The 12,649-nt window shown below is 75.0% G+C and carries 10 protein-coding genes; 5 read left to right on the forward strand and 5 right to left on the reverse strand.

Going from position 1 to position 12,649, the window contains the following annotated elements:
- Nucleotide 1: 1 nt before the first annotated feature.
- The 3 genes from kdpB to kdpF are packed head-to-tail and all read right to left on the reverse strand — an operon-like array spanning nt 2 to nt 3,873.
- Nucleotides 2-2,113 carry a potassium-transporting ATPase subunit KdpB gene (kdpB, locus tag O7599_RS20865; protein ID WP_281617115.1) on the reverse strand — a complete coding sequence of 704 codons (2,112 nt, stop codon included), beginning with the start codon at nt 2,111-2,113 and terminating at the stop codon, nt 2-4.
- Nucleotides 2,110-3,774, reverse strand: coding sequence for a potassium-transporting ATPase subunit KdpA (gene kdpA, locus O7599_RS20870; RefSeq protein ID WP_281617116.1), 1,665 nt, complete (start codon nt 3,772-3,774; stop codon nt 2,110-2,112). Before kdpA ends, kdpB begins: the two co-directional genes overlap by 4 nt.
- A 9-nt stretch (nt 3,775-3,783) precedes the next feature.
- Nucleotides 3,784-3,873, reverse strand: coding sequence for a K(+)-transporting ATPase subunit F (kdpF, locus tag O7599_RS20875; RefSeq protein WP_281617117.1), 90 nt, complete (start codon nt 3,871-3,873; stop codon nt 3,784-3,786).
- Between the two features lie 428 nt (nt 3,874-4,301).
- On the opposite strand from kdpF, the gene crcB (O7599_RS20880) reads away from it, so the two are divergent.
- From crcB (O7599_RS20880) to O7599_RS20890, 3 genes are all read left to right on the forward strand, one after another.
- Nucleotides 4,302-4,844, forward strand: a complete 543-nt coding sequence (crcB, locus tag O7599_RS20880; RefSeq protein ID WP_281617118.1) for a fluoride efflux transporter CrcB — start codon at nt 4,302-4,304, stop codon at nt 4,842-4,844.
- Complete coding sequence (gene crcB, locus O7599_RS20885; RefSeq protein WP_281617119.1) at nt 4,841-5,215, forward strand: fluoride efflux transporter CrcB; 375 nt, start codon at nt 4,841-4,843, stop codon at nt 5,213-5,215. The genes crcB (O7599_RS20880) and crcB (O7599_RS20885) overlap by 4 nt, the downstream gene beginning before the upstream one ends.
- A 423-nt stretch (nt 5,216-5,638) precedes the next feature.
- Entirely contained in the window at nt 5,639-6,808 is a 1,170-nt protein-coding gene (locus O7599_RS20890) for a Cmx/CmrA family chloramphenicol efflux MFS transporter (protein WP_281617120.1), read from the forward strand.
- Between the two features lie 14 nt (nt 6,809-6,822).
- Here O7599_RS20890 and O7599_RS20895 read toward each other — a convergent pair whose 3' ends face one another.
- Nucleotides 6,823-7,701 carry a hypothetical protein gene (locus O7599_RS20895; RefSeq protein WP_281617121.1) on the reverse strand — a complete coding sequence of 293 codons (879 nt, stop codon included), beginning with the start codon at nt 7,699-7,701 and terminating at the stop codon, nt 6,823-6,825.
- Nucleotides 7,702-8,170: 469 nt separating this feature from the next.
- Here O7599_RS20895 and O7599_RS20900 point away from each other — a divergent pair, with 469 nt between their 5' ends.
- A complete protein-coding gene (locus O7599_RS20900) occupies nt 8,171-10,327 on the forward strand; it encodes a serine/threonine-protein kinase (RefSeq protein WP_281617122.1) in 2,157 nt (718 codons plus the stop codon).
- A 152-nt stretch (nt 10,328-10,479) separates the two neighbouring features.
- On the forward strand, nt 10,480-11,814 hold the full coding sequence (locus tag O7599_RS20905; protein ID WP_281617123.1) for an FAD-binding oxidoreductase: 1,335 nt from the start codon (nt 10,480-10,482) through the stop codon (nt 11,812-11,814).
- 6 nt (nt 11,815-11,820) lie between these two features.
- On the opposite strand, the gene O7599_RS20910 is transcribed toward O7599_RS20905, so the two are convergent.
- Entirely contained in the window at nt 11,821-12,606 is a 786-nt protein-coding gene (locus O7599_RS20910; protein WP_281617124.1) for a hypothetical protein, read from the reverse strand.
- Nucleotides 12,607-12,649 lie beyond the last annotated feature (43 nt).

A 12,649-nucleotide genomic window follows, 5' to 3' on the forward strand; every position in this document is an offset into this window, starting at 1 on the left:
GTCAGCCGATACCGGGGATGAGCGAGACGACGAGGTCGATCAGTTTGATGCCGGCGAACGGGGCCACCAGGCCGCCGAAGCCGTAGACCCCGATGTTGCGGCGGAGCATCCGGTCGGTGCTGACCGGCCGGTACCGCACGCCCCGCAGGGCCAGCGGCACCAGCGCGACGATGACCAGCGCGTTGAAGACGACCGCGGAGAGGATCGCGGACTCCGGCGAGGACAACTGCATGATGTTGAGCCTGTCCAGGCTCGGGTAGGCGGCGGCGAACATCGCGGGGATGATCGCGAAGTACTTCGCCACGTCGTTGGCGATGGAGAAGGTGGTCAGCGCGCCGCGGGTGATGAGGAGCTGCTTGCCGATCTCCACGATCTCGATGAGCTTCGTGGGGTCGGAGTCGAGGTCGACCATGTTCCCGGCCTCCTTCGCGGCGGAGGTGCCGGTGTTCATGGCGACGCCGACGTCGGCCTGGGCGAGCGCCGGGGCGTCGTTGGTGCCGTCGCCGGTCATGGCGACGAGCTTGCCGCCGGCCTGCTCGCGCTTGATGAGGGCCATCTTGTCCTCGGGCGTGGCCTCGGCGAGGTAGTCGTCCACGCCGGCCTCGGCGGCGATGGCCTTGGCCGTCTTGGCGTTGTCGCCGGTGATCATGACGGTTCTGATGCCCATCCGGCGCAGCTCGGCGAAGCGTTCGCGCATGCCTTCCTTGACGACGTCCTTGAGGTGGATGACGCCGAGGACGCGCGCGGGGCCGTCGGCGGCGCGTTCGGCGACGACCAGCGGCGTGCCGCCGGACTCGGCGATGGCGTCGACGACTTCGTCCACCTCGGGGTCCACCCGGCCGCCGTGTTCGCGGACCCAGGCGGTGACCGCGCCGGCGGCGCCCTTGCGGACCTGCCGCCCGTCGACGTCGACGCCGGACATGCGGGTCTGGGCGGTGAACGGCACCCAGGTGGCGTGGGCGAGTTCGCCCCGCGGGCGTTCGCGGAGCCGGTACTTGTCCTTGGCGAGGACGACGATGGAGCGGCCTTCCGGTGTCTCGTCCGCGAGGGACGAGAGTTGTGCGGCGTCGGCGAGGTCGGCGACCTCGGTGGTGCCGACGGGCCAGAACTCGGCGGCTTGGCGGTTGCCGAGGGTGATGGTGCCCGTCTTGTCCAGCAGAAGGGTGTTGACGTCGCCGGCGGCTTCGACGGCGCGGCCGGACATGGCGAGTACGTTGCGCTGCACGAGCCGGTCCATGCCCGCGATGCCGATCGCGGAGAGCAGCGCGCCGATGGTGGTGGGGATCAGGCAGACGAGCAGCGCGGCGAGCACGACGAGGGACTGCTCGGCGCCCGCGTAGACCGCGAACGGCTGGAGCGTGACGACGGCCAGGAGGAAGACGACCGTCAGCGACGCGAGCAGGATGTTCAGCGCGATCTCGTTCGGGGTCTTCTGCCGGGCCGCGCCCTCGACCAGGGCGATCATGCGGTCGATGAACGTCTCGCCGGGCTTGGCGGTGATCCGGACGACGATGCGGTCGGAGAGCACCTTGGTGCCGCCGGTGACCGCGGAGCGGTCGCCGCCCGACTCCCGGATCACGGGCGCCGATTCGCCGGTGATGGCGGACTCGTCGACGGAGGCGACGCCCTCGACCACGTCGCCGTCGCCGGGGATGACGTCGCCCGCCTCGCAGACGACGTGGTCGCCGACGCGCAGGCCGGTGCCGGGGACCCGTTCCTCGCCGTGGGCCGTACGGCGGCGGGCGACCGTGTCGGTCTTCGCCTTGCGCAGGGTGTCGGCCTGCGCCTTGCCGCGGCCCTCGGCGACCGCCTCCGCCAGGTTGGCGAAGATCACGGTGAGCCAGAGCCAGGCGGCGATGACCCAGCCGAACCAGTCGCCGGGGTCGGTGACCGCGAGGACCGTGGTCAGCACCGAGCCGATCTCGACCACGAACATGACCGGCGACTTCACCAGCGTCCGCGGGTCGAGCTTGCGCAGCGCGTCGGGTACGGACCGGAGCAACTGCGCGGGGTCGAACAGCCCGCCGGCGACCCGGGGTGCGGGCGCGTGCCGTACGGGATCCGGGCCGGCGGTGTGCGGCGCGGAAGGGGGTGTCTGTGTCTGGAGGGTCATGCGGCCAGTCCTTCGGCGAGCGGCCCGAGCGCGAGCGCCGGGAAGAAGGTGAGTCCGGCGACGATGGCGATGCACGCCACCAGCACGCCGGTGAACAGCGGCTTGTCGGTACGCAGCGTCCCGGCCGACGCCGGTACGGGCCGCTGCGCGGCGAGCGAGCCGGCCAGCGCCAGCACGAACACCATCGGCAGGAACCGGCCGAGGAGCATGCACAGGCCGAGCGCGGTGTTGTGGAACCCGGTGTTCGCCGCGAAGCCCGCGAAGGCGCTGCCGTTGTTGTTGGAGGCGGAGGTGTAGGCGTAGAGGACCTCGGAGAAGCCGTGCGGGCCGGTGTTCGTCATCGACGACTCGCCGTTGCCGGTGCCCATCGCCAGCGCCGTGCCGGTCAGCACCAGCGCGGGGGTGACGAGGATGAAGCAGGCCGCGAGCTTCATCTCGCGCGGCCCGAGCTTCTTGCCCAGGTACTCGGGCGTGCGGCCCACCATCAGCCCGGCGAGGAACACCGCGACGACGGCCATGACCAGCATTCCGTACAGTCCGGAGCCGACCCCGCCGGGCGCGATCTCGCCGATCATCATGCCGAACAGCAGCACGCCGCCCGACAGTCCGCCGAAGGAGTCGTGGAAGGAGTTGACCGAGCCGGTCGACGTCATCGTCGTGGAGACCGCGAAGAGCGACGACGAGCCCTCGCCGAACCGCTGTTCCTTGCCCTCCATCGCGCCGCCCGCCAACTGCGCGGCGGTGCCCGGGTGCGCGGCCTCCAGCCAGGTCACGGCGACCACGCCGGCCAGCCAGATGCCGGCCATGGCGGCCACGATCGCGTAGCCCTGCCGGACGCTGCCGACCATCTTGCCGAAGGTGCGCGGCAGGGCGAACGGGATGACGAGCAGGAGGAAGATCTCCAGCAGGTTGGAGATCCCGTTCGGGTTCTCGAAGGGGTGGGAGGAGTTCGCGTTGTAGTAGCCCCCGCCGTTGGTGCCCAGGTCCTTGATGGCCTCCTGGGAGGCGACGGCGCCGCCGGTGAGGTGCTGCGTCCCGCCGGTCACGGTCGTCACGGACTGCGTGCCGGAGAAGTTCTGGATCGCGCCGCACGCGACCAGCAGCACGGCCGCGACGGCGGCGAGCGGCAGCAGGATGCGCAGCGTGCCGCGCACCAGGTCCGCCCAGAAGTTGCCGAGTTCGCCGGTGCGGGAGCGGGCGAAGCCGCGGATCAGCGCCACCGCGACGGCCATGCCGACGGCGGCCGAGACGAAGTTCTGCACCGCCAGGCCGCCGGTCTGGGTGAGCTGGCCCATCGCCGACTCGCCCGAGTACGACTGCCAGTTGGTGTTCGAGACGAACGACGCGGCGGTGTTGAACGCCTGGTCGGGGCTGATCGCCGCGAAGCCGAGGGAGAGCGGCAGCTTGTCCTGGAACCGCTGGAGGAGATAGAGGAAGACCACGCCGGCCAGGGAGAACGCGAGCACGGCGCGCAGGTACGCGGGCCAGCGCATCTCGGCGTCGGGGTCGGCGCCGACAGCGCGGTAGATCCAGCGCTCGACGCGGCTGTGCTTCTTGCCGGCGTAGACCCGGGCCATGTAGTCGCCGAGGGGACGGTGGACGAGCGCGAGGGCGACGACCAGCGCCGACACCTGGAGCACGTCAGCGAGTATCGGGCTCATCGCGGAACCTCAGAACCTCTCGGGGAAGACGAGGGCGAGGATGAGGTAGCCCAGCAGGGCGACGGCCACGATGAGGCCCACCAGGTTCTCGGCGGTCACAGCTTGGCCACCCCTCGGGCGATGAGTGCCACCAGCGCGAAGATCGCGATCGTGGTGACGACGAAGGCCACGTCGGCCATCGGGTGCTCCTAGACGGTGTCGGTGTCAGGTCGGATCTGACGGACACGTCCAGGGAAACCCCGCCCAGGTGCGGGTGTGACACGCGTTGACGGTGTCCTGACGAGGCGAGGGGCGGCGTTGACGGGATCCATACGCAGGTGAGGGGCGTGCGAGGCGGCACGGGCGGGGCGGGGGTGCGGCGGTAGCCTGGGAGGGCGGTGACGGCCCCCGGTTAGCCCGGCGGGCCGCCGCCGACGGCGGTGGGGCCCGCCGTACCCGAACCGCGGCGCCGGACGCCGCCAACGGTCCCTGCTTGCGACGGAAGGCGCGCGCTGCCGCGCGCCGCGGCGAGTGGGTGAGGTGCGCAGATGACGAAGGCCCCGCGGCCCGGCGAGCACGCAGGGCCGGTTCACCCGGCAGCACCGATCGACCCCGACGTGGAGGTGACGCGGCCCGCGCCGCCGCCCGGGGACCGGTGGCGCGGCCAGGGCGCGCCGGTGGCGGCGGTCGCGCTGGGCGGCGGCCTGGGGTCCGCGGCCCGCTACGGCGCGGGGCTCCTGTGGCCCACGGAGCCGGCGGGCTTCCCGTGGACGACGCTGGCGGTGAACGTCTGCGGGTGCGCGGCGATCGGCGTGCTGATGGTCGTGATCACGGAGGCGCGGACGGCGCACCGGCTGGTGCGGCCGTTCCTGGGCGCCGGGGTGCTCGGGGGGTTCACGACGTTCTCGACGTACGCGGTGGACGTGCGGCGGCTCGTGGTGGAGGAGGGCCGGGCGGGGGCGGGGGTCGCGTACCTGGCGCTGACGCTCGCCGCGGCGCTGGCGGCGGTGTGGGCGGCGCAGGCCGTGACGCGGCGGGCGGTGCGGCGGTGGTCGCCGGGCGGGGACGACCCAGGGGAGGGGGGCGCGTGAACTGGCTGCTCGTGATCGCCGGGGGGATGGTCGGGGCGCCGCTGCGGTACGTCACCGACCGGGCGGTGCAGGTGCGCCACGGCTCGCCGTTCCCCTGGGGCACGCTGGCCGTCAACGTCGCCGGCTGCCTGGTCCTCGGCACCCTCGCGGGCGCGACGCTCGCCGGCGCCGCCTCGGAGTCGGTGCGGCTGCTGCTCGGCACGGGGCTGTGCGGGGCGCTGACGACGTACTCGACGTTCTCGTACGAGACGCTGCGGCTGGCGGAGGAGGGGCGGGGGCGGTACGCGGCGGCGTACGCGGGCGCGAGCCTCGCGGTGGGGTCGGGCGCGGCCTTCCTGGGCGCGGCGGTGGGGGAGGCGGCGTGGGGCTGAGTACGTGGGGGGCGCGGGCCGGTGGGCGGCAAGCCGGTGCGTCGGGCGCGGGCGGGCCGCGGCCCGGAGTCCGCACGGGTCGTGCGGGGGTCGTGCGCGGGCCGTAGGCCGGTCGTACGCGGCTCGTAGGCGGATCGTGCGCGCGTCGTATCAGGGTCGTATGCGGGTCGTACGGGCGGTGCGTACGGAAAACCGGTGTGCCCCCCGCGCCACCCCTCCGGTAGCGTGCGCGTCATGTCGAGCCCCGAGTCGGACAGGGCGGGGGCTTTCGGTGACGCCGTCAGCCCCCTGAACCACTGAGTCCGCGAACCCGCCGCCCCGCCGCCTAGCGCGGCCGGCCCGGCGCGCGCCCAGGGGCGCCGACCGCGGTGACCGAGACGCCTTGCCCCCTTCTTCTCCCTCTCCTCGTCTCGGAGCCCCCCGATGCCCCTGCCGCTCTATCTGCTTGCCCTGGCCGTGTTCGCCATGGGCACCTCGGAGTTCATGCTCGCCGGCCTGCTGCCGGACATCGCCGCCGACCTCGACGTCTCCGTCGGTACGGCAGGCACCCTCACCTCGGCGTTCGCGATCGGGATGGTCGTGGGCGCCCCGCTCGTGGCCGCGCTCGCCCGTAACCTGCCCGCGCGGAGCACGCTCCTCGCGTTCGTCCTGGTGTTCTCGGCGGCGCACGCCGTCGGCGCCCTCACCGACGGCTTCGCCGTGCTCTTCGCCACCCGGGTCGTCGCCGCGCTCGCGAACGCGGGCTTCCTCGCCGTCGCGCTGACCACCGCCGCCGGCCTCGTACCGCCCGACCGGAAGGGGCGTGCGCTCGCCGTCCTGCTCTCCGGCACGACGGCGGCGACGATCGCCGGGGTGCCCGGGGGATCGCTGCTGGGCGCGGCGTTCGGCTGGAGGGCGACGTTCTGGGCGGTCGCCGCCCTGTGCCTGCCCGCGGCGCTCGGCATCCTCGCGGGGATCCCCGGGCGGCGGGGTCGGCAGGGCGCAGCCGGCGGGTCCGCGCTGCGCGCGGAGATCGCGCGGCTCAGGAGCCCGCGGCTGATCCTCGTCATGCTGCTCGGCGCGCTGGTGAACGCGGCCACGTTCGGCAGCTTCACCTTCCTGGCGCCCCTGGTGACCGACACCGCGGGGCTGGCGGAGGCGTGGATCCCGGTGGTGCTGGTGCTCTTCGGGGCCGGTTCGTTCGCGGGCGTCACCCTCGCCGGGCGGCTCGCGGACCGGCGCCCGGGTGCGGTCGTCGCGGCCGGCGGGCCGCTGCTGCTCGTGGGCTGGCCGGTGCTGGCGCTGCTGGCCGGGTACCCGGTCGCGCTGCTCGGGCTGGTGTGCGTGCTGGGGGCACTGTCGTTCGCGGTGGGCGGCACGCTGATCGCCCGGGTCCTGTACGAGGCCGCCGGCGCCCCGACGATGGCCGGGGCGTACGCGACGGCGGCGCTCAACGTCGGCGCCGTGGCCGGGCCGCTGGTCGCCGCGGGGACGATCGGCGCCGCCGGGGACCGCGGCCCGCTGTGGGCGAGCGGGGGTCTGGTCCTGGCGGCGCTGCTCGTCGCGTTGCCGTTCCGCGGGGTGTTCGCGGGTGTGCGGGCCGGCGAGGGGTGAAGCGCGGGTGCCTGCTAGAGGATCGGGAGGAGGGGGATGTCGATGTCGATGCCGCCGCCGTCGTCGTCGTTCGAGGAGCCGCCGCCGTCGCCGGAGCCGCCCGAACCGCCGTTGCCACCGCCGCCGTTGCCGCCGCCGCCTTCGTTGCTCGGCGTGGGCGTCGGCGTCGGCGTGCCGGTGGACGGGGACGACGACTCCGGGTCCGCCGTGTCCGGGTCCGTGACCCGGCCCTCCGCCGGGGTGGTGGTCGACGGCGCCGGGCGGTCCGTGGTGGGCGCCGGGCTCTTCGTCGGCCGGTCCGCGTCGCGGGCCGCCTTCGACGGCGGGGTCCGCGGGTCGGCGGACTCCGCGTCGCCGGGCCGCGCGGCGCCCGAGGGGCGGTCGCCGTCAGGGGTGGGGCTGCCGTCGCCGTCGGGCTCCTCGGACGGCAGCGGCTGCACCGGTGTGTCCGGCCGCGCCACGGCGTTGTCCGTACGGGCCCCTCCGCCGCCGCCCATGGCGTTCGCGGCGAGCAGCCCGCCGGACAGCACGGTCATGCCGGCCGCCGCCAGCCCGGCCAGCCGCCGCTTGCGCGGCTTGGCGCGGCGGTGCCGCGCGGCCGGCGGTACGAAGACGAGTTCCGCCCCTGTGCCGCGGTCGCCGGTGTCCGCGGCTTCCTCCGCCGCGGGTGCCGCGGGCGCCGCCGCGGCCGCCCTCGGCCGGCTGCCGTCCGCGAACAGCTCCAGGTCCTCGGGCGCGGGTCCGCCCGACGCCCCCGCGGGCAGTTGCAACACCGGCGAGCCCAGGGTCCCGTAGATCTCCGGGACCGCGGGAACGTCCCGCGGCGGCGCGCACCAGGGCGCTCCCGCCGCGTCGTGCCGGCTGTCGCAACGCGGGCAGTAGATCGTCGTCACAGTCCTGCCGTCCCTTCGGTCGCGTAGGGGGAGGGGTGCTCGACGCCGGAACAATGTGCCAGCGCCGGAATCCCGCGGAGCACGAAGAATCCCCATAAGGAGTGCGGCGGTGTGACCCATCTCACACAACCCCGGGCGGCGCAGACCCTCCCGCGTCCGGACATGGGCACCCACCGCGTCCCCGCCCGCGTCGCCCGCCCCGACGCGTACCGAAAGAGGGTCAGGCGGCCTACGCCGAGTTGTCGGCAGGGTGTTCCGCGTACGCCGAGGGCGCATTCCGGGGCGCACGGAGGCACGCGGCGCAATCCTCTGGACGCCCGGCCCGCCCGCCTCCGGAGCCGTAGTGTGCTGCCCCTGTCACCGCCGGCCGGTGACATGCCGTCGCGCTGAGGCGGCCTCCGACGGGGGCGACCGGGTGGGGGGAAGCGCCCGTGACGGCCCGACGACCTGGAGGGTGCGGGGGGAAGGCGTGACGGCGTTCGACGCGCTGGAGGGGGGAGATCCGCGGCGGGTGGGCCCCTACCGGCTCCTCGCCCGCCTGGGGGCCGGCGGCATGGGGCGGGTGTACCTGGGCTGTTCGCCGGGCGGCCGGGCGGTCGCCGTGAAGGTGGTGCGCACGGAGCTGGCCGGGAACGCGGACTTCCGGCGCCGGTTCGTCCGGGAGGTCACGGCCGCGCGGCGCGTCAACGGCTTCTTCACCGCCGGCGTCGTCGACGCCGACCCCGAGGGCGAACCGGCGTGGCTGGCCACCGCGTACGTGCCGGGGATGTCCCTGGCCGAGGCCGTGGACGCGCACGGACCCTGGCGGGTGCCCGCCGTACTCGCCCTGGGCGCGGGGCTGGCGGAGGCGCTGGGCGCCATCCACCAGGCCGGCGTGGTCCACCGGGATCTCAAGCCGGCGAACGTGCTGCTGGCCGTGGACGGGCCGCGGGTCATCGACTTCGGCATCTCGGCCGCGGGCGAGGCGGGTGCCCTGACCCGCCCCGGCACGGTAGTGGGCACGCCGGGGTTCATGTGCCCCGAGCAGGTGAGAGGGGTGTCGACGGGGCCGGCGGGCGACGTCTTCTCCCTGGGCGCGGTGCTGGTCTTCACCGCCACCGGCGTCAGCCCCTTCGGGACGGGCATGGCGCACGCCGTGAACTACCGCGTCGTGTACGAGGAACCCGTACTGGACTGGCTGGAGCCGGGGCTGCGCGCCGTCGTGGCGCGGTGCCTGGCGAAGGAGCCGGCGCGGCGGCCCACCGTGCCGGCGCTGGTGGCGGACCTGGCGGCGGCCACGGGGAGCGAGCGGTCGGCCGCGCAGGTGCTCGCCCACACCGGATGGCTTCCGCCGGCCGTCGCGAGCGCCCTCCACGCGCGTACCCACGCCGCGCCCGCCCGGGTCTCGCCCGCCCGCCCTGATCCACCGATCGGGCCGTTCTCGGGGCTGCCCGAGGGGCCGTACGGGGCGATGCCGGCGGGCCCGGTCGCGGCCTCCGCGCTCAACCGGCCCTGCGGCACCGGCTCCGGCTCCGGCTCGGGCTCGGGGGAGGGGGCGCACCCCACGCTGCCCGTGCACGACCACGGCCCGGCGGACACCGCGCACCTGTCCGGCCCGCCCGGACCCGCCGCCGCCTCCCCGCCGCCCGCGCCCGTACCGCCTCCGGCTCCCCGACTCCCGGCCGACGAGCGGCTGTTATGGGCCTTCGCCACCCGCGACGGCGTGCACTCGTCGCCCACGGTGGCGGACGCCGTGGTCTACTTCGGCAGCCTGGACGGCAACCTCTACGCGGTGGACGCCGCCACCGGCAAGTCGCGCTGGGCCTTCGCCACCGGCCGGGGCGTCGACTCCTCCCCGACCGTCGCCGGGGGCGTCGCCTACGTCGGCAGCCTCGACGGCATGCTGTACGCGGTGGACACCGCAACCGGCCAGCAACGCTGGGCGTTCAGCGCCCGCGCCGGCATCAGCTCGTCGCCGGCGCTCGCCGACGGGGTCGTCTACGTCGGCAGCCTGGACGGCGGCCTGTACGCCGTCGACGCCCGGACGGGGACGGTGCGGTGGACGTTCGCCACCGGGGCCGGCGTCGAGTCGTCTCCGGCGGTCGCCGGCGGCGCGGTCTACGTCGGCAGCCTGGACGGCAACCTCTACGCGGTCGACGCGGCCACGGGCCGGGTCCGCTGGCGGTTCCCCACCCGCGACGGCGTGTACTCCTCCCCGACCGTGGCGGAGGGCGTCGTGCACATCGCGAGCCTGGACGGCGGTGTGTACGCCGTGGACGCCGAAACCGGCCTCGGCCGGTGGGACTTCGACACCCGGGCCGTCGTCTCGTCGTCCCCGACCGTGGCCGACGGCGTTGTCTACGTCGGAGGCTGGGACCGCCATCTGTACGCGGTGGACGCCGCCACAGGCGTGGCGCGCTGGCGCTGCCTCACCGGCGGTGCCGTCTACTCCTCGCCGGCGGTCGCAGGCGGTGCGGTCTACGTCGGGAGCCTGGACAAGCACCTGTACGCGGTGGACGCCGCCACGGGCCGGCGGCGGTGGGCGTTCCGTACCGGCGGGGCCGTCGAGTCGTCGCCGTTCGTCGCCGGCGGGGCGGGCTACGTCGGCAGCAGAGACGGGCGGATGTACGCGGTGGAGATTCGGTAGAACCGGTGGGCCCGTCCGTACACCCCGGGGGGCCGTACTGCCCTGTTCGTCCCGGAAGTTCCGGTCGCCGCGGGTACCCCCGGTACGCCGATGGCCGACCCGCGCGGGATGCTGATCGGGACCGTTTGCTGTCGACTTCGTAAGGAACCGACATGAGCAACCTCGAAGAGCTCCGCTCCGCCGTCCGCGGCCGGGTGCTCCTGCCCGGCGACGACGGTTTCGAGCCGGCCACCCAGCCGTGGAACCTCGCGGTGCGGCAGCCCTCCGCCGCCGGCGTCGTGGAGGCGGCCGACGCCGAGGACGTCGCGGCGCTGGTCCGCTACGCGCGGCGGGCCGGTGTCGCCGTGGCCGCGCAGCCCGGGGGGCACGGCGCCTCGGGGGCGGTGGAGGGCGCCGTGCTGCTGCGTACCCGCCTCCTGGACGAGGTCCGGATCGACCCTGCGGCGCGCACCGCGCGGGTCGGTGCCGGGGTGCAGTGGGGACGCGTACAGGAAGAGGCGTCGCGGCACGGGCTGACCGGGCTGCCCGGCAGCTCCCCCGTCGTCTCCGTGACGGGCTACACGCTGGGCGGCGGCCTCAGTTGGTTCAGCCGCGCCCACGGCTGGGCGGCGGACTCCGTCACCGCCTTCGAGGTCGTCGACGCCGACGGCGCGTCCGCCCGGGTGACCGCCGAGTCCGACCCCGAGCTGTTCTGGGCGCTCAGGGGCGGCGGCGGCGACTACGCGCTCGTGACCGCGACGGAGTTCCGCCTCCACCCGGCGCCCGCCCTCTACGGCGGCCAGATGCTGTGGCCGGCCGCGCGGAGCCGGGAGGTGCTGGACGCCTACCGCACGGTGACCGCCGCCGCGCCGGACGAGCTGACCGTCTGGGCGGGGCTGCTGAACTTCCCCGGGGCAGAGCCGGTGGTCGCCGTCCACGCCACGTACCTCGGCGAGGGCGCCGGGGACGCCGGGGCCGAGTCGCTGCGCCCCTTCGACGCGATCGAGGGCCGGATGGACGACAACCGCGCCGTGCTGCCCCTCAGCGAGCTGGGCACCATCATCGACGAGCCCACCGACCCCAGCCCCGGCTCGGGCCGCGCCGAGCTGCTCACCGCCGTCGACGACACGGTGATCGACGCGCTGCTGGCCGAGCCGATCGCCCCGCTGATCGGCGTCCAGTTCCGGCAACTGGGCGGCGCGCTGAGCCGGCCCTCGGACTCGCCGCACGGCGCGCTGGCCGAGCCCTACCTTCTCTACCTCTTCGGCGTGCCGTTCTCGCCCGAGGTCGCCGCCGCCATCCCCGCCCGCCGGGACGCGCTGGTGAAGGCCCTCGGCCCGTACGTCACGGGCCGCAAGCCGTTCACGTACCTCGGCGCGGGCGAGAGCCCGGCGGCCGCCTTCGGCGCCGAGAGCCTGGCCCGCCTGCGGGCCGTCAAGCGCGACCGCGACCCGCAGGGGGTGTTCCGCAGCAACTTCCCCGTGGGCGAGGACACCGGTCAGGGCTGAGCGTCATCACTCCACCACCGCGGTGAACTCCGCGGTGCGCACGGCGTCCTCGTGCTTGAAGTCGAGGAACAGCCGGTACGTCCCCGGGCCCGGCACCTGCGCGTGGAACGCCACGACGGGGCCGGGCTCGGTCGCGCCGTCGCCGGGGGAGCCGTCGGGGTGGACGTGGACGTACGCGAGGTCCTCGCGGCGCAGCGCCACGAGGTGACCGTACGCGGCGAGGTAGGGCTGCAGGTCGGTGACCGGCTCGCCGTCGCGCGCGAACGTGAACTCCAGCCGCCGCCCCTCGCCCGCGGCCGGCTCGCCGGTCAGCGTCACCTCGCGGCCGTCGACGGTGAAGGAGCGGGCGGGCGGGGGGAGTTCGCGCGCCGGGCCGGTGCCGTCGCCGGCCCGGAGGTCCGCGCCGAGGGTGAGGGTGCCGCCGTGCGCGGCGGGGGCGAAGTCGGCGAAGACGCGGTAGGCCCCGGCCTCGGGGAGGCGTACGCGGACGGACCAGGTGCCGTCGTCGCCCTCGGCGGGGTGGACGTGGACGTAGCGGGTGAGGTCGCGGCGTACGACGATCAGGTGGACCAACTTGTCGTGGAGGGGCGTGAGGTCGGCGACGGGGCGGCCGTCGGAGCCGAGGAGGCGGAAGCGCAGCTCGGTCGCGGTGCCCGCCGGGAGGACGGTGGTCTCCAGCGCCAGCGTGTAGCCGTCCGCGGAACTGTCCAGGCCGGCGGGGCCGGCGGGTGCGTGGTGGGCGTGGGCGTCGTGGTGACCGTGGGCGGCGTCGTGGTGGTGCGTGGTGTTCATGGTGGGTGTCCTGCCCTTCTGGTCCGGTGCGGGCCGTGTGATG

Source organism: Streptomyces sp. WMMC500, from assembly GCF_027497195.1.
GTDB lineage: Bacteria > Actinomycetota > Actinomycetes > Streptomycetales > Streptomycetaceae > Streptomyces.